At 74.4% G+C, this 16,290-nt stretch carries 19 protein-coding genes and 1 pseudogene; 11 read left to right on the forward strand and 9 right to left on the reverse strand.

The genetic code is table 11. The features are described from left to right. Positions 1-369 precede the first annotated feature (369 nt). The 7 genes from WCD41_RS03235 (at position 370) to WCD41_RS03265 (ending at position 6,394) form a co-directional block, all read left to right on the forward strand. Entirely contained in the window at positions 370-996 is a 627-nt protein-coding gene (locus WCD41_RS03235; protein ID WP_337711928.1) for a cysteine dioxygenase, read from the forward strand. Next, positions 993-1,445: a rhodanese-like domain-containing protein gene (locus WCD41_RS03240; RefSeq protein WP_337711929.1), complete on the forward strand. Its 453-nt coding sequence runs from the start codon at positions 993-995 to the stop codon at positions 1,443-1,445. The genes WCD41_RS03235 and WCD41_RS03240 overlap by 4 nt, the downstream gene beginning before the upstream one ends. Then, the gene (locus WCD41_RS03245) at positions 1,442-3,106 is read left to right on the forward strand and encodes an acyl--CoA ligase family protein (protein ID WP_337711930.1); all 1,665 of its coding nucleotides are present in this window, start codon (positions 1,442-1,444) and stop codon (positions 3,104-3,106) included. Before WCD41_RS03240 ends, WCD41_RS03245 begins: the two co-directional genes overlap by 4 nt. A gap of 98 nt (positions 3,107-3,204) precedes the next feature. Continuing rightward, the gene (locus tag WCD41_RS03250) at positions 3,205-3,750 is read left to right on the forward strand and encodes a hypothetical protein (RefSeq protein ID WP_337711931.1); all 546 of its coding nucleotides are present in this window, start codon (positions 3,205-3,207) and stop codon (positions 3,748-3,750) included. Between the two features lie 26 nt (positions 3,751-3,776). Beyond that, positions 3,777-4,316, forward strand: a complete 540-nt coding sequence (locus WCD41_RS03255; protein ID WP_337711932.1) for a hypothetical protein — start codon at positions 3,777-3,779, stop codon at positions 4,314-4,316. Between the two features lie 80 nt (positions 4,317-4,396). After that, positions 4,397-5,752 (forward strand): MFS transporter, encoded by a 1,356-nt coding sequence (locus WCD41_RS03260; protein WP_337711933.1) that lies wholly within the window; start codon positions 4,397-4,399, stop codon positions 5,750-5,752. Positions 5,753-5,770: 18 nt separating this feature from the next. Beyond that, complete coding sequence (locus tag WCD41_RS03265; RefSeq protein ID WP_337711934.1) at positions 5,771-6,394, forward strand: nucleoside/nucleotide kinase family protein; 624 nt, start codon at positions 5,771-5,773, stop codon at positions 6,392-6,394. A gap of 70 nt (positions 6,395-6,464) precedes the next feature. Here WCD41_RS03265 and WCD41_RS03270 read toward each other — a convergent pair whose 3' ends face one another. The 3 genes and pseudogenes from WCD41_RS03270 to WCD41_RS03280 all read right to left on the reverse strand — a co-directional run. Then, a complete protein-coding gene (locus tag WCD41_RS03270) occupies positions 6,465-8,018 on the reverse strand; it encodes a flavin-containing monooxygenase (RefSeq protein WP_373695074.1) in 1,554 nt (517 codons plus the stop codon). Between the two features lie 72 nt (positions 8,019-8,090). Next, positions 8,091-9,068, reverse strand: coding sequence for an ERCC4 domain-containing protein (locus tag WCD41_RS03275; protein ID WP_337712329.1), 978 nt, complete (start codon positions 9,066-9,068; stop codon positions 8,091-8,093). Between the two features lie 28 nt (positions 9,069-9,096). Continuing rightward, positions 9,097-10,449: pseudogene (locus tag WCD41_RS03280) on the reverse strand (FAD-binding oxidoreductase); the annotation flags it as partial. Between the two features lie 73 nt (positions 10,450-10,522). On the opposite strand from WCD41_RS03280, the gene WCD41_RS03285 reads away from it, so the two are divergent. Together WCD41_RS03285 and WCD41_RS03290 are read left to right on the forward strand one after the other, a co-directional pair. Then, on the forward strand, positions 10,523-11,080 hold the full coding sequence (locus WCD41_RS03285; protein WP_337711936.1) for a dihydrofolate reductase family protein: 558 nt from the start codon (positions 10,523-10,525) through the stop codon (positions 11,078-11,080). A gap of 59 nt (positions 11,081-11,139) precedes the next feature. Then, the gene (locus tag WCD41_RS03290) at positions 11,140-11,940 is read left to right on the forward strand and encodes a siderophore-interacting protein (RefSeq protein ID WP_337711937.1); all 801 of its coding nucleotides are present in this window, start codon (positions 11,140-11,142) and stop codon (positions 11,938-11,940) included. 45 nt (positions 11,941-11,985) lie between these two features. Here the strand turns inward: WCD41_RS03290 and WCD41_RS03295 are convergent, their stop codons facing one another. Next, on the reverse strand, positions 11,986-12,429 hold the full coding sequence (locus WCD41_RS03295; protein WP_337711938.1) for a MarR family winged helix-turn-helix transcriptional regulator: 444 nt from the start codon (positions 12,427-12,429) through the stop codon (positions 11,986-11,988). Positions 12,430-12,475: 46 nt separating this feature from the next. On the opposite strand from WCD41_RS03295, the gene WCD41_RS03300 reads away from it, so the two are divergent. Beyond that, entirely contained in the window at positions 12,476-13,231 is a 756-nt protein-coding gene (locus WCD41_RS03300) for an alpha/beta fold hydrolase (protein ID WP_337711939.1), read from the forward strand. A 24-nt stretch (positions 13,232-13,255) separates the two neighbouring features. On the opposite strand, the gene WCD41_RS03305 is transcribed toward WCD41_RS03300, so the two are convergent. Genes WCD41_RS03305 through WCD41_RS03315 form a run of 3 tightly spaced genes read right to left on the reverse strand, consistent with a single transcriptional unit; the run spans position 13,256 to position 14,538 of the window. Continuing rightward, entirely contained in the window at positions 13,256-13,651 is a 396-nt protein-coding gene (locus WCD41_RS03305; protein ID WP_337711940.1) for a hypothetical protein, read from the reverse strand. Then, entirely contained in the window at positions 13,641-14,015 is a 375-nt protein-coding gene (locus WCD41_RS03310) for a hypothetical protein (RefSeq protein WP_337711941.1), read from the reverse strand. The genes WCD41_RS03305 and WCD41_RS03310 overlap by 11 nt, the downstream gene beginning before the upstream one ends. 10 nt (positions 14,016-14,025) lie before the next feature. Beyond that, positions 14,026-14,538: an Lrp/AsnC family transcriptional regulator gene (locus tag WCD41_RS03315; protein WP_337711942.1), complete on the reverse strand. Its 513-nt coding sequence runs from the start codon at positions 14,536-14,538 to the stop codon at positions 14,026-14,028. A gap of 93 nt (positions 14,539-14,631) precedes the next feature. On the opposite strand from WCD41_RS03315, the gene ald reads away from it, so the two are divergent. Further along, entirely contained in the window at positions 14,632-15,729 is a 1,098-nt protein-coding gene (ald, locus tag WCD41_RS03320) for an alanine dehydrogenase (protein ID WP_337711943.1), read from the forward strand. On the opposite strand, the gene WCD41_RS03325 is transcribed toward ald, so the two are convergent. Together WCD41_RS03325 and WCD41_RS03330 are read right to left on the reverse strand one after the other, a co-directional pair. Next, a complete protein-coding gene (locus WCD41_RS03325) occupies positions 15,726-16,022 on the reverse strand; it encodes a hypothetical protein (RefSeq protein WP_337711944.1) in 297 nt (98 codons plus the stop codon). The two genes, ald and WCD41_RS03325, sit on opposite strands and share 4 nt — an antisense overlap. Next, positions 16,019-16,288, reverse strand: coding sequence for an acyl carrier protein (locus WCD41_RS03330; RefSeq protein ID WP_337711945.1), 270 nt, complete (start codon positions 16,286-16,288; stop codon positions 16,019-16,021). The genes WCD41_RS03325 and WCD41_RS03330 overlap by 4 nt, the downstream gene beginning before the upstream one ends. Positions 16,289-16,290: the final 2 nt, after the last annotated feature.

Below are 16,290 nucleotides of genomic sequence, written 5' to 3' on the forward strand. Positions count from 1 at the left end.
GCGGCCTCCCGACGCAGACGTGCGCTCCGTGGTGTCCTCCGGATCGTGGTGGCGGAGTGTGGTGGTGGTGACTGCCCTCCCAGCGTAGGACCGCCCCCCGACAGCCCGCCGCGCGCGCGGACCCGGACGTGACGAACCCCCGCCGCCGTGGTCAAATGACGGCGTGCAGCACTTCCTCCTCGGCCCCCTGTGGGAGAGCCGTCGTGCGCACATGTTCGACCAGCGGTGTTGCCGGGCCTGACGAGTCGGGTCGCGTGCCGTCCAGGCCGCGACATCCCCCTCGCCCGCGCAGCGCACCGCCACCTCCCCGGCCCGGTCGCCGACGACCGGTGACGTGCGCGCGCGGACGCCCGCAGCACCGGAGGACGAGTGACCACCCTGGTCGAGCACGCCGCGCACACCCCTCTCACCCCTGTCACGAGCCCCACCTTCACCCGCCCCCGCTCCCGCCGCGCCGACCTGCGGCGCTGGCAGGACGGCCCGACCCCCGCCAGCCTCGCCGACCTCGCCGCGCTCACCCGCGAGGTGGCGGCGGAGGTCGCCGCCGGTCACCACCCCGTGGAGGTCGACCCCCGGCACCGCTGGTCGCGGCGCCTGCACGCCGACGACCACCTCGACGTCTGGCTGATCTCCTGGGCCACCGACCAGGCCGCCGAGCTGCACGACCACGGCGGCTCGCTCGGCGCGCTGACCGTCGTCCGGGGCTCGCTGACCGAGTGGCGCTGGACCGCCGGCCGCGAGGACGACGACACCTGCGCGGCCGAGGAGCTGCTCGCGCGTGGCCCCGGCCTGCGCCGCCGCGCGCTCGACCCGGGCCGCAGCGTCGCCTTCGGCCTCGGCCACGTGCACGACGTGTCCAACCGCGCCGCCGAGACCGCGGTCAGCGTCCACGCGTACTCCCCGCCGCTGTCGGCGATGTCCTACTACGGCGTCGAGGGCGGCGTGCTGCGGCGCACGCGCTCGGAGCTCGTCGAGCCGGGACGATCGCCCGAGTGAGCGCGATCGACGACCTCCTCGCCGCGGCCCGGGCCCGCCTGCGGCGCCTCGGACCGGCGGACGCCGCCGCGGCCGTCGCGGCCGGGGCGCGGCTGGTGGACATCCGGCCCGGGTGGCAGCGCCTCGACGAGGGCACCGTGCCGGGCGCGCTCGTGATCGAGCGCAACCACCTCGAGTGGCGTCTCGACCCCACCTCCGACGCCCGCGTCGCCGAGGCGGGCGACCACGACCGGCAGTGGATCGTGCTGTGCTCCGAGGGCTACACGTCCTCGCTGGCCGCGGCGGCGCTGCAGGACCTGGGCCTGCACCGGGCCACCGACGTCGTCGGCGGGTTCCGCGCCTGGGCGGCGGAGGGCCTGGAGACCGCCCCCGGGTCCGACGAGCGCCCCGACTACGCCCAGCAGGATTCGGCGCAGCACCCTGGCCCGTCACACGGCGAAGGACGATGATCGCGGGCGTGACCGCGCCCGAGACCTGGATCACCGAGCTGACGCCGCTGTCGTTCCTGCGCCGCTCGGCGGACGTCTACCCGGACAAGACGGCGATCGTGCACGGCGAGCAGCGCACGACGTACGCCCAGTTCGCCGAGCAGGCCCAGCGCCTGGCCCGCGCGCTGCGGGCGAGCGGCGTCGCGCCCGGCGACCGCGTGGCGTGCCTGCTGCCCAACGTGCCGGAGATGCTCGTCGCCCACTTCGGGGTGCCGCTGGCCGGGGCGGTGCTCGTCGCGGTCAACACCCGCCTGTCGGGCGAGGAGGTCCGCTACATCCTCGACCACTCGCAGGCGAGCGTGCTGGTGGTCGACTCGGTGCTGCGTCCCACGGTCGACCCGATCGCGGATTCGCTGGAGACCGTGCGCGAGATCGTCACCCTGGTCGACCCGCAGGGCCCGGACGCCGGCGCGACGGTCGGGGGCGCCACGTGGGACGACCTGCTGACCCGCGGCGACCAGGGCGAGGACCTCCCCTGGGAGGTCGCGGACGAGCGCTCGACGATCAGCATCAACTACACGAGCGGCACGACCGGGCGTCCCAAGGGCGTCCAGTACCACCACCGCGGCGCCTACCTGAACTCCTTCGGCGAGATCGTCCACTCGTACCACGACCCGTCGTCGGTCTACCTGTGGACGTTGCCCATGTTCCATTGCAACGGGTGGTGCACGCCGTGGGCGATCACGGCGATCGGCGGGACGCACGTGTGCCTGCGCGAGGTCCGCGGCGACGCGATCTGGAGCCTCATCGGCGAGCACCGGGTGACGCACCTCAACGGCGCCCCGACCGTCGTCACCACGATCATGAACGCCGCCGGGGCGCGGACACTGGACTACGCGCTCGTCGTCACCACCGCCGGCGCCCCGCCGAGCCCGACCACCATCCTCGAGATGGAGAAGATGGGCTTCCGGATCGTGCACGTCTACGGGCTCACCGAGACCTACGGGCCGTACTCGGTGTGCCAGTGGCAGGAGGAGTGGCGCGGGCTCGAGGAGCACGCGCGGGCGAAGCTGCAGGCGCGCCAGGGCGTCGGGATGCTCCAGACCGAGCCGCTGCGGGTGGTCGAGGTGCTCGGCGAGGAGGTCACCGACTGGGCGTCGGTGCAGCTCGTCGACGTGCCGCACGACGGCGAGACGATGGGCGAGATCGTCATGCGGGGCAACAACGTCATGTCCGGCTACTTCCGCGACCCGGACGCGACGGCGAAGGCCTTCGCCGGCGGTTGGTACCACTCCGGCGACCTCGGCGTCATGCACCCCGACGGCTACGTGGAGCTGCGCGACCGCGCGAAGGACGTCGTCATCTCCGGCGGCGAGAACATCTCGACCGTCGAGGTCGAGCAGGCCGTGCTGTCCCACCCCGCGGTGCTCGAGGCCGCGGTCGTCGGCGTGCCCGACGAGCGCTGGGGCGAACGACCGAAGGCGTTCGTCATCCTGCGGCAGGGGCAGTCGGCGGAGCCCGAGACGATCATCGAGCACGTCAAGGCCACGATCGCGCGGTACAAGGCCCCACGTGACGTCGAGATCGTCGACGAGCTGCCCAAGACCTCGACCGGGAAGATCCAGAAGTTCGAGCTCCGCGCCAAGGAATGGGGCGAGGGCACCACCCGCATCCGCGGCTGAGCCTCCCGGCGCACGCCACGCATGCCGGGGGGCGGTGGCGGGAAACGCTGCGGGACGGCGGAGACTGTCCGCCGACCAGCGACGAGGAGCGAGGACGCGTGAGCGAGGAGTCCGTCGAACGGGGCGAAGCCGTCCTGGACAACGACATGACCAGCCTGGACACCGAGCCGTCCGTGATCCTGGACGAGGACCGCCTGGACGCCGACCCCCTCGAGGACGGCATGGACTCCCCCGAGGGCTACAGCCGGGACGTGCGTCTCGGCGGCACCCAGGAGTGGGAGACCGAGTCCCCCAGCATCGACTACCGCCTGCCGCAGGAGGAGCCCGAGGCCGGCGCGGAGCAGCCGCCGGACCGGCCGCTGGCCGCGACCCCGATCGACGAGCTCGACGAGTCCGTCGACGACCCGGCCAACGCCGTCGACGGCGTCGGTGGCGGAGCCGTGCTGGACGCCGACGGCGCCGACGGTGCCACCGAGGCCGAGCAGCTCGTGGACCGGGAGGTCGAGCTCGGCGTCTCGTCGGCGGCCGGCAGCGCCGAGGCGACCGGCCTGCCCGCCGACGACGCGATCGGCGAGGTCGCGGCCATCGACAACGAGCCGGGCACCGTGGAGGAGCAGGCCATGCACGTGGAGCAGGAGAACTGAGCGCCGCGGGGACGGCGCGCCCGGCCGTGCCGCGCCGTGTCGTGGTCGCCGCCGTGGCCGTGGGCGTCGTCCTCGTGGTGCTGCTCGCCGGCGCCCTCATGGGCGGCTGGCGGCCGTTCACCGCGGCGCCGGACGTGCTGACCTTCGGCCCCGGCGGCGACCTGGAGCAGTACACGTTGTTCGAGGGCCAGTGCGCCCGCGGTGAGCTGGCCGGTGGCGGCGGGTTCGGCCCGGACGCCGACGCCCAGTGCGGCACCCCTCACGACGTCGAGGTGGTCGCCTCGACGGCGCCGATCGGCGAAGGGCGCGCGGTGTCGTACCCCGGCGAGCGCGCCCTGGCCGACTTCGGCCGCGCCTACTGCGCGATGTACGTCGATTCCGACCTGCTGGTGCCGACCGCGGGCGGCGTCGACCGCGACGACCTGCGCATGACGGCCGTGGTCCCCGGCCGGGCGGCGTTCGCCGACCCGGGTTCCGCGGGGGCCACGCGCGGTGGCCGCGAGGTCAGCTGCGTCATCAGCCGGGACGACGGCGAACCGCTCACCGACCGCTTCTCGGTGATCTGAGCCACTGCTCTGAACGGCCCAGTCACGCGGGGCACACGAAGTATTGCCCTGTGTGAGTGAGGTAACGACGATTGTCCGGCATGAGCACCCTCCCCGCCGGAACTGACCGTCGGGCGCTCAAGCGCCGGGCCGTCGTCGCGAGCACCGTCGGCACCACCATCGAGTGGTACGACTTCTTCCTCTACAACACCGCCGCCGCGCTCGTGTTCGGTCCGCTGTTCTTCGCGAACTCGAGCACCGGTGGCGTGCTGCTGGCGTTCTCCACGCAGTTCGTGGGCTTCGCCGCCCGGCCGATCGGCGCCGCGATCTTCGGCCACTACGGCGACCGGATCGGCCGCAAGTACAGCCTCGTCGCGACGTTGCTGCTGATGGGCGGGGCGACGGTCGTCATCGGCCTGCTGCCCACCTACGAGACGATCGGCGTGGCCGCCCCGATCCTGCTGACGCTGCTGCGGGTGCTGCAGGGGATCGGCGTCGGCGGTGAGTGGGGCGGCTCGGTGCTCATGGCCATGGAGTGGGGCCACCGGCGCCAGCGCGGGCTCATGGCGGCCTGGCCGCAGGCGGGCGTCCCGATCGGGCTGGCCCTCGGCACGTTCGTCGTCTGGCGGTTCTCGGGGCCGGAGTTCCTCGAGTGGGGCTGGCGCGTGCCCTTCATCGCCAGCGTCGTGCTCATCGGGATCGGCCTCTGGGTGCGCCTGACGGTCCTCGAGTCGCCGGCGTTCGCGCAGATCAAGACCTCGGGCAAGGTCGCGAAGCTGCCGCTGGCCGAGACCCTGCGCACCCAGTGGCGCGACGTGCTCAAGGCGATGTTCGTGCGCACCGCCGAGCAGGCCCCGTTCTACCTGTTCACCTCGTTCGTGCTGGTGTACGGCACCCAGCAGCTCGACCTGGAGCGCAGCGACCTGCTGCTCTACCTCATCGTCGCGGCCTGCTTCGGCATCGTCAGCGTGCCGTTCTTCGGGTGGCTCTCCGACAAGATCGGCCGGCGCCTCGTCTACGGCATCGGCGTCGTGCTCACCGGCCTGTACGCCTTCCCGTACTTCGCCCTCCTGGACACGCAGGTCGGCGGGCTGGTGCTGCTCGGGATGGTGCTCGGCCTGGTGTTCCACGACCTGATGTACGGCCCGCAGGCGGCGCTGATCTCCGAGAGCTTCGGCACCGGCATCCGCTACACGGGCGCCGGCCTCGGCTACCAGCTCGCGTCGATCACCGCGGGCGGCCCGGCGCCGCTGATCGCCGCGGGGCTCCTGGCCGCCACCGGGTCGAGCTTCTGGATCTCGATCTACATCCTGATCTGCGCGGTGATCTCGCTGGTCGCCCTCCTGATGATGCACCCGCGCCCGCCGGAGGCCGACGAGGCCGACGCGGCGTCCGAGGACCAGGCCGGGCAGGGGGCCATCGACGACGCGGCGCGGTCGGAGCGCACGCCGACCTGATCAGCGATGCTGGGCGGGATGCCGATCCGCCCGCTCACCCCCGAGGCCCTCGCCGCCGAGCTCGTCGCCGCCGTCGAGCGCGCCGGTCCGGGCCACGTCCGGGTCCTGGTCGACGGCGCACCGCCGGCCCGCCCGGAGGTGCTCGCCGACGCGCTCGTCGACCCCCTGCGGGTGCGCTCGCGGCCCGTGGTGCGGGTGTCGGCGTGGGACTTCCTGCGCCCGGCGTCGGTGCGCCTCGAGCGCGGGCGCACCGACCCGGACGCGTTCTACGACGACTGGCTCGACGCGGGCGCGCTCGTGCGCGAGGTGCTGGCGCCACTCGGCCCGGGCGGGAGCGGGCAGGTGCTGCCCCGGCTCTGGGACGTGGAGGTCGAGCGGGCCGCCCGCGCCGAGCGGGTCACCCTGCCGCCATCGGGGGTGGTGGTCGTCGACGGCCCGTTGCTGCTGGGGCGGGGCCTTCCGGCGGAGGTCGCGGTGCACCTCGCGCTGTCGGACACGGTGCTGCAGCGCCGCACCCCGCCCGACGAGGCCTGGACGCTGCCGGCCTACGCCCGCTACACCGACGAGGTCGACCCGGTCACCGTCGCCGACCTCGTCGTGCGCGCCGACCACCCCGACCGCCCGGCCCTCCAGACCGCCTGAGGCACGGGGTGTCTCAGCGTGGCGGCCACGCTGACGTCAGACGTCAGGAAATCCACCACGATCACCCGGCTCACGCCGCCCGGCGCCGCGAGCGCAGCGCGAACCCCGGGTAGCCCGCCGCCGCTTCCGCGTCGCACATCCCGCGGTAGCGCGCGAACCCGCCGGCGTAGGGCAGGAACACCCGCGGCTTGCCCGGAACGTTCGCGCCGAGGTACCAGGAGCTCGCCGCCTGCGGCAGCAGCGTCGCGTCGGCCGCCTCGCGCACGTGGTCGGCCCACCGCGCCTGGGCCTCCGGCGTCGGCTCGGCGTCGAGGTCGTGGGCCCGCAGGTGGGCGACGAGGTCGGCGATCCACTCGACGTGCTGCTCGATCGACGTCGGCATGTTCGTCAGCACCGACGGGCTGCCGGGCCCGGTGATCGTGAAGAGGTTCGGGAAGCCCGCCACGCCGAGCCCCAGATAGGTCGCGGCGCCCTCGGCCCACGCGTCGGCGAGCGCCACACCGTCGCGGCCGCGCAGGCCGAGGCGCAGCAGCGGCCCGGACAGGGCGTCGAAGCCGGTGGCGAACACGAGGACGTCGAGGGGGTGCTCGGCGCCGGAGGCCAGCCGAACCCCGTCCCGCGTGACGGCCTCGATCGGGTCCGCCCGCACGTCCACCAGCGACACGTTCGGCCGGTTGTAGGTCTCGAAGTAGTCGGTGTCGATCGGCGGGCGCTTGGTGGCGAAGGGGTGGTCGCGGGGGGTCAGGGTCTCGGCGACCTCGGGGTCGTCGACCGTCGAACGAATCTTGGAGCGGAGGAACTCGGAGGTCTCGTCGTTGACCGCCGGGTCGGTGAGCACGTCGCGCACCGCCGCGCGGAAGCGCAGCCCGCCGCGCTCCCAGGCCCGTTGGAAGAGGGCGCGCCGCTCGTCGTCGGGCAGGGCCAGGGTGTCGACGTCGCTGACGACGAACGGGTGACCGTTGGTGGACGCCTGCTGGACCTCGCGGATCGCGGCGTAGTCGGCCTTGTAGCCCGCGGCCTCGGACGTCGACAACGGGGCGTTCCGCGCCGGGATGCTGAAGTTCGCCGTCCGCTGGAAGACGGTCAGGTGCGCGGCCGACGCGGCGAGCACGGGGATCGCCTGAATGCCGGTAGAGCCGGTGCCGACGACGCCGACCCGCCGTCCGGTGACGTCGACGCCCTCGTGCGGCCACTGCCCGGTGTGGTGCCACTCGCCCGCGAACGACGCCAGACCGGGGATGTCGGGGACGTTCGCCGACGACAGGCAGCCGACGGCCGTCACGAGCCACCGGCAGGTCCACCGCTCGCCGCCCTCGGTGTCGATCACCCACCGGTCGCCGCCCCAGCTCGCCGAGGACACCGTCGTCGACAACGAGAACGACCGCCGCAGGTCGAACCGGTCGGCGACGTGCTCGAGGTAGGAGAGGATCTCCGCCTGGCCGGGGTAGCGCTCCGTCCAGTCCCACTCCTGCTCGAGCTCGCGGGAGAACGCGTAGCAGTAGTAGTAGCTCTCCGAGTCGCACCGCGCGCCGGGGTAGCGGTTCCAGAACCAGGTACCGCCCACGCCGTCGGCGGCCTCGAGCCCGTGCACGGAGATCCCGAGCCCGCGCAGGCGGTGGACCATGTAGAGCCCGGCGAAACCGGCCCCGATGACGACGACGTCGGGATCGTTGCGCACGCTCACGAGTGTCGGCGGTCAGCGCTCCTCGGACAACCGCGCCGCCCGGAACCGCTCCCACACCGCGGGCCGGAGCCGTCCGCGGTCGGGCACCTCGATGCCGTGCCCGCGTGCCCACGCCCGGACCTCCGCGGTGGACGGTTCGGACGTGCCGCCGCCCGACAGCTCGGTCACCGCGCCCGGCAGCCGGGTGCCGACGGCCTGCTCGTCGCGCGCCCAGGCCAGCGCCGCGGCCAGGTAGCGATAGGTCCACTCCTCGGCCAGCGGCCGGGTCTCGGCGAAGACGATGGGGATCGCGGGCCACCGGACCTGCAGCTCCGCGAGGGAGTCGGCGACCTGCGCGGGCCGGACGTGTCGCTGCGCGAACACCTGCGACCACCGGTCCTCGACGACCACGGCCGCCCGGGGGAGTGCGGCGAGGTCGCCGAGGGCGAAGCGCAGCCGGCTGTTCGTCACGCTGGAGACGAGGTCGGGCAGTGACTTGCGCTCGACCGAGGCCACGAGCGTGTCCCCGAGCAGGACGCCGTAGTCGCCGGCCACGAGGGCGCGGCGCACGGTCCGGGCCTGCTGTTTCCCGAACGTGTACGGGTAGCGCTCGTGGGCGTCGACGACGATCTCGATCCCGTCGTCGTCCAGCCCGCCGGGGCGCGCCGTCGGCGTCCGGACCTGCGGTCGTGCCTGCTTGCGGGTGCGCGGCGACTGCCAGAACACCATGTCGCGGCCGCGGCCACGGGTGTAGACGACTTGGGACCGGTTCTCGCGGGCGCGGTCGAGCACGACGTCGATCGCCGCCCCGCGACGCGCGCACGAGCGCAGCGCGACGCGCTCGACCACGTCGGGCTCGGCCGGCCACTCCTCGAGGTCGGCCGGGTGGCAGTAGAGCGCCTTGGTCCGCGGCCACGTGTCCGAGGTCCGGAACAGCAGGCCGTCACCGAGGGGCAGCCAGAGCAGGAAGCCGAGCGACGACCCCTCGTCGGGATTCCGGGCGATGACCATCTCCGCCACGTCCGGGACCCTAGCGTCGTCAGCGCAGCGCACACCCGGGGTTCAGCACGCCGTCCGGATCCAGCGCGGCCCGCAGGCGGCGGACGACGTCGAGCGCCACGGGGTCGCCGAACGACGCGAGCGCGTGGGCCTTGGCGCGCCCGACGCCGTGCTCGCCCGAGACCGCCCCGCCGAGCGCCGTCCCGGCCGCGAACACGTCGTGCAGGGTCTTCTCGAGGAGCGCGGGATCGGGCTGGAAGACCGCGAGGTGCACGTTGCCGTCGCCCGCGTGCCCGCAGCCCAGCACCCGCGAGCCGTGCGCGTCGCCCGCCGCCCGGGCCCGCCCGAGGAACGCCGCCATCGCCGAGCGCGGTACCACGAGGTCGACGATCTCGTCGGCACCCGCCGCCTTGACCGCCCAGAACGCCTTCTCGCGCGCCTCGACGAGCCGTCGCGCCGAGCCCGCGGGGAGGTCGAACACGTCGGACGCCCCGGCGGCGCCCAGCACGTCGGCGAGCTCCTCGGCGTCCTCGTCCACCCGCTCCTGGCGCCGCCCGGCGAGCTCGACGAGCAGGTGGTCGGCGTCGACGAGGTCCTCGGGCAGCCCCAGCGACAGGTCCGCGGCGGTGCACACCGCGCGCATCGTCGGGCCGTCGAGGTACTCGCAGATGGTCGGGCCCAACCCCGACGCGATGACCCGCCCGACGGCGGCGATCAGGGCGTCCGCGTCCGGGAACGGCGCGAGCACCGTGCGCCGCGACGGCAGCGCCGGGTGCAGCCGGACGATCACCTCGGTGACCAGGGCGAGCGTGCCCTCCGAGCCGACGAGCAGCTGGGTGAGGTCGTAGCCCGACGAGATCTTCGCGAGCCGGCCGCCGGTGCGCACCACCGAGCCGTCGGCGAGCACCGCCTCGAGACCGAGCACGTGCGAGCGGGTGACGCCGTAGCGCACGGCGCGCATGCCCCCGGCGTTGGTGGCGACGGTGCCGCCCAGCGACGCCGACGTCTCGCCGGGGTGCACGGGGTAGGTCAGGCCGTGCGCGAGGGCGGCCGCGTCGAGATCGGCGAGCGACACCCCGGGCTGGACCACCGCGACGGCGTCGACGGGGTCGATCTCGAGGACCCGGTCCATCCGCGCGAACGACACGAGCACCGCGCCGTCGTCGGGGGTCGCGGCGCCGGACAGCCCGGTGCCCGCGCCGCGCGCGGTCACCGTCGCCCCGGCGGCGCGGGCCGCGCGCACGACGGCGGTCACCTCGTCGCGGTCGCCCGGCCACACGACGCACGCGGGCTTGCCCGCCGGGACGCCGAGGGCCTCGTCGGCGCAGAGGTCGGCGACCGACGGGTCGTCACCCGGGAGGACGTGGCCGGACCCGACGACGGCGGCGAGCTGCTCGAGCCCTCCCGAGTCCTAGCACGGACCGCTATGCTCCCGAACCACTTGCAGAATGCAACCGGAGGACGCCATGGGCCGACTGATCTACTCGATGCTGACGTCGCTCGACGGCTACACGGCGGACGCCGACGGCGACTTCGGCTGGGGCATCACCGAGGACGCGGAGCTGCACACGGCGATGGAGGAGTACACCCGCGGCGTCGGGACCTACCTCTACGGGCGTCGGATGTACGAGACGATGGTCTTCTGGGAGACCGCGGACGCCCTGCCCGGCGAGCCGGCGGAGGTCGCCGCGTTCGCGAAGACCTGGCAGGCCGCCGACAAGGTCGTCTACTCGCGGACCCTCGAGGAGGTCGCCAGCGCACGCACCCGCATCGAGCGGGAGCTCGACGCCGACGCCGTGCGGGCGCTGAAGGACGCGGGCGACCTGACCGTCGACGGGCCGGAGCTCGCGTCCGCGGCGCTCGCGGCGGGCCTGGTCGACGAGATCGCGCCGGTGGTCATGCCCGTGGTGGTCGGCGGCGGCACGCGGTTCCTGCCCGACGGCGTGCGCCTCGGCCTCGAGCTGGTCGGCGAGCGCCGGTTCGCGAGCGGGGCGATGCACCTGCGGTACCGCGTCCTCCCGTAAACCGCTCTCGTCGCCGACCGAGCAGTACCTGCGGCGGTGGGCTCGTTAACGTAGGGCACATGGTGGTCCGCGACGCTCCGGTCGTCTCGCACGTCGAGCACGGCCCGGAGGCGACGCGTCCCCGCCGGGTCGAGGTCGTCGAGGCGCTGGACCTGACCCCGCGGATGCGTCGCGTGCGGCTGGCGGGCGACCTGGCCGACCTGCCCGTCGCCGGGCCCACCGACCACGCCAAGGTGTTCTTCCCGTCGGCACCGGGGGAGGAGCCGCCGGAGCCGGAGCTGAACGCGAGGGGGCTCGTCGTGCCGTCGGCGGGCATCCCGCGGCCGTACCGCGAGTACACGCTGCGCCGCCACGACCCGGCCGCGGGCGTCGTCGAGATCGATCTCGTGCGCCACGGCGACGGGCTCGCCGGGGCGTGGGCGGAGGACCCGCGCGGGGCGCTGTCGCTGCACGGCCCGCGCTCGAGCCTGGCCGTCGAGCACCGCGACTGGTACCTGCTCGGCGGCGACGAGACCGCGCTGCCGGCGCTGGCGCGGTGGGTCGACCAGCTGCCCGCGGTGCCGGTGCACCTCGTCGTCGAGGTCGCCGACGCGGCCGAGGAGGCGTACCTCGGCGACGTCCCGCCGCACGTCACCGTCGACTGGCGCCACCGCGACGGCGCGGCGCCGGGCACGACGACCCTGCTGGACGAGGGCGTCGCCGCGTTCACGCCGCCCGGGGGCCAGGGGTTCGCGTGGATGGGCGCCGAGGCCGGGGCGCTGCGCCCGGTGCGCCGCCGCCTGCGCGCGCTGCTGCCCACCGCGGCGGTCGACCTCGACGGCTACTGGCGCCGCGGCGTCGAGGGGACCGGGCTGGGCTGACCGGCGTATGTGAGCGAACTTCGGGCCCATAGGCCCGAAGTTCGCTCACATGGGGTGGTCGGCCAGGCGGGTGGACAGGGCGCGCAGGACGCGCAGGCAGGCGTCGAGGTCGTCGGGGTCCAGTCCCTCCTCCAGCGCCCCGAGCTCCCGGCGCTCGCCGTCGCGCACGTCGCTGAGCACCTCCACCCCGGCGTCGGTCAGCTCCACCAGCACCGACCGGCGGTGCGCCGGGTTCTCGCGCGTGCGTACCCACCCTCGCTCGGCGGCGTCGTCGACCGAGCGCTGGACGAACTGCCGGCTCAGCGACAGCGTCCGCGCCAACGTCGGCACCGTCGGCACCGTCGCTGCCCCGCACCCCGCGAGCGCGTCCAGCACCGCCCGGACGCCCACGGGCATCCCGCCCTCCTGCTCCACGGCCCGGACCCCGCGCCGGTAGAGAGGGCCGAGGACGTCGAACACCGCGGCGAGGCGGGCACCCGGAGCCGTCATGACACCCATGTTGTCATATGGCTCGAGACATGACACCTTGGTTGTCATGTTGCACCACATCGACCAGGGGGCCGGCCGGCCCGTCGTGCTCCTCCACGGCGGCGCGCTCGACCACCGTCTCTGGGCGCCGCAGATCGCCGCGCTCACCCGCACCCACCGCGTCATCGCGCCCGACCTGCGCGGCCACGGCGCGTCCCCCACCCCGACGGCGCCGTTCCGTCACGTCGACGACGTCGCCGCGCTCCTGCGCGACCTCGACCTGGGGCCGACGACCGTCGCGGGCATCTCGCTGGGCGCCACCGTCGCCGTGGACCTCGCGCTCGAGGCCCCGGAGCTGGTGTCGGGGCTCGTCGTCAGCGGCGCCGGGGCCGGCGGGGCCGAGTTCCGCGACCCGGCGACGCTGGAGCTCCTCGCCCGCTGGGCGGCGTCCGAACAGGCCCGCGACCGCGCGCTCTGGACCGAGATCTTCCTCGAGATCAGCTTCGGCGTCGGGCGCCCGCTCGACGACGTCGCCCCGGACATGGTCGCCCACGTGCGACGGATGACCGACGACACCCTCGACCACCACGTGCCCGACGGCATGCCCGTCCTGCCCACGCCGGTGGCCGACGCGGCGGCGCGCTCGCGCGAGCTGACCCTCCCGGTGCTCGCGATCGTCGGCCTGCTCGACAGCCCGGACCACCGGCGCATGGCGCGCGAGGTCGCCCGCGACGTCGTCGAGATCGAGGACGCGGCGCACTACCCCAACCTCGAGGCCCCCGACGAGTTCACCGTCGCCCTGCTCACCTTCCTTCGTGAGTGAAATTCCCGGCGATAGCCGGGAATTTCACTCACGTACGCGGCGGAGCCACAGCAGGCCCAGAACGGGCAGGACGACGGGGACGAAGCCGTAGCCGACGCCGAAGTCCGACCACACCGTGGGGTCGGGGAAGTCCTGCGGGCGCAGCAGCGACAGCGTGCCGATGGCCAGCACCCCGACCAGCTCGATCACCACCGCCACCAGCGCCACGCGCCGGGCCCCGCGACCCAGGGCGACCGCGGCGACGAGGTACACCGCCGCCGCGAACGCCGAGAGCAGGTAGGCCTCCGGAGCGCGCTCGAACTGGACGGCGATCTGGTAGACCGCCCGGGCGCCCGCGGAGATCGCGAAGATCACGTAGACGATCAGGAGCACGCGGCCGGGGCCGCCGGAGAGGGACCGCCCTGACGATTCAGCGGGCACCGGTCACCGCCCACACCTGGCCGGTGCGCAGCGCCAGCACCGCGAGCGTGACCCCGGCGACCGCGAGCACCACCGAGCCGTACCGCGTGCGCTCGCCGTGGGCCAGCGCGGCCCCGATCGGCAGCACCGCCAGCACCGCGACGAGGTAGCCGACGATCTCGACGACGGCGCCGGTGGTGCGCCCGCCCTCGACCACGAGCCCGACGACGATGACCAGCGCGACGACCAGCGCCACCGCCTCGAGCACCAGCAGCCCGATCCGGTGCCGGACCGTGGGGGCCTGGCCGACCACCGCCGACACCGCGCACCACAGCGCCCACGCGAGGGCGAGCGCGAGGACCGCGAAGGTCAGGCCGACGATCACGGGCGGAAGCCTACGAGCCGGGGGCGGGGACGGGCCGGAGGTGGTCGAAGATCAGGCTCGTGACGGTGCCCGCCACGTCACGGTGGGCGTTGAGGCGGGCGACGAGGTCGCGCAGCGCGCCCGTCCCCGCGGTCGCGACGTGCAGCAGGTAGTCGTCCTCGCCGGCCACGAAGTACACGTCGCGCACCTCCGGCAGGCGCCGGACGAGCCCCGTGAACTCGCCCAGCCGGTCACGCGCGTCGCTCTGGAGGCGCACCGAGATCATCGCCTGCAGCGGCAGCCCGACGGCGGCCGGATCGACGTCCGCGTGGTACCCGCGGATCACGCCCCGCTCGCGCAGCGACCGCACCCGCGCGAGGCACGTGGACGGGGCGATGCCGACGGCCTCGGCGAGCGCGGCGTTGGTGACGCGGGCGTCGGCGACAAGGTGGGCCAGGAGGGCGCGATCGACCTCGTCGAGGGGCCGCACATCGTTCGGCGGAGCGGCCGCCAGACGCGTCGCGTCGTCCGATCCTTCGCGCACGGTGCGACTCTACAGAATCATCTGCATTGAACTACCGATCACGACGCAGGAACTTCACCCTGGAGGCAGGACGCCAACGGACGGAGAAGGACGATGAAGGTCGCGGTGCCCGCCGAGGTCAAGGACAACGAGTTCCGGGTGGCCCTCACGCCCGGGGGCGTGCGCGAGCTCGTCGCCCACGGCCACCAGGTGACCGTCGAGCAGGGCGCGGGCCTCGGCTCCGCGTTCGGCGACGACGAGTACAAGGAGGCCGGCGCCCGCATCCTCGCCGACGCCGACGACGTGTGGGGCGACGCCGACATGGTCGTCAAGGTCAAGGAGCCGGTGGCCGCGGAGTACCACCGCCTGCGCGCCGACCTCACGCTCTTCACCTACCTCCACCTCGCCGCGTCCCGCGAGTGCACACAGGCCCTGCTCGACGCCGGCACCACCGCCATCGCCTACGAGACCGTCACCCGCAACGGCGCGCTGCCCCTGCTCGCCCCGATGAGCGAGGTCGCGGGCCGGCTCGCGCCCCAGGTCGGCGCCTACCACCTCATGCGCTCCCAGGCGGGCCGCGGCCTGCTGCTCGGCGGCGTCCCCGGCGCGCCCGCCGGCCACGTCGTCGTCATCGGCGGCGGCGTCTCCGGCGCCTCGGCGGTGCAGATGGCGGTCGGCATGCACGCCCGCGTCACCGTGCTCGACACCAACCTCGACACCCTGCGCGCCCTCGACGCCCGCTACGCGGGCCGGGTGCAGACGATGTACTCGAGCGTCGACAACCTGGAGCGCGCCGTCCTGGACGCCGACCTCGTCGTCGGCGCCGTCCTCGTCCCGGGCGCGAAGGCCCCGACGCTCGTCTCCGACGCCCTCGTCGCCCGCATGAAGCCGGGCGCGGTGCTCGTCGACATCGCCATCGACCAGGGTGGCTGCTTCGCGTCCTCGCACCCGACGACGCACTCCGACCCGACGTTCCCGGTGCACGACACGCTCTTCTACTGCGTGGCCAACATGCCCGGCGCGGTGCCGAACACCTCCACCCACGCGCTCACCCACGCGACGCTGCCGTTCGCGCTGGCGCTGGCCGATCGCGGCTGGCGCGACGCGCTGGCCGCCGACGCCGGGCTGGCCGCCGGTCTCGCGACCCACGGCGGGGAGCTCTACGGCGCCGCCGTCGGCGAGGCCCACGGCCTCCCCGTCAGCACCCTCTAGCCGGCCTCGCGCCGCGCGTAGGAGACCGCGGCCATCGACGCCCGTGCCGACGCGAGCACCGACGACCAGTCGACGTCCGGGCCCGACGCCGAGCCCGCGCGCATCGCCAGCAGCGCCCGGGCGCACAGGGCGGCCTCGTGCGCGGCCCAGAGCAGCGGGTCGCGGTCGGCGGGCGGCGCCCCGAGGTGCTCGACGACCGCGGCGAGGTGCCCGTCGACGGTGTCCAGGGCGACGGTCTCCAGGGCGGCGGTGTCCAGGGCGACCGTCTCCGGCGACGCGGCGGGTGCGCTCACCCGGTCACCCCGACCTCGGCGAGGAACGCGGCCATCGCGTCGACGCTGCGGAACCGGTCGATGTCGAAGTCGTCGAGCGGGAGCCGGCAGCCGAAGGTGTCCTCCAGCCCGACGATCAGCGTCACCAGCGCGAGCGAGTCGAGCAGCCCCTCGGCGACGAGGTCGGTGGCGGGGGCGGGGACCTCGACGCCGAGGCGGTCGCGGACCAGGTCGGTCAGCTGCTCGGTCATCGGGCCGGTGCCGGCGGTGGGGGTGGCGTCGGGCATGG

The organism is Actinomycetospora aeridis, from assembly GCF_037400275.1.
Taxonomy (GTDB): Bacteria; Actinomycetota; Actinomycetes; order Mycobacteriales; family Pseudonocardiaceae; genus Actinomycetospora; species Actinomycetospora aeridis.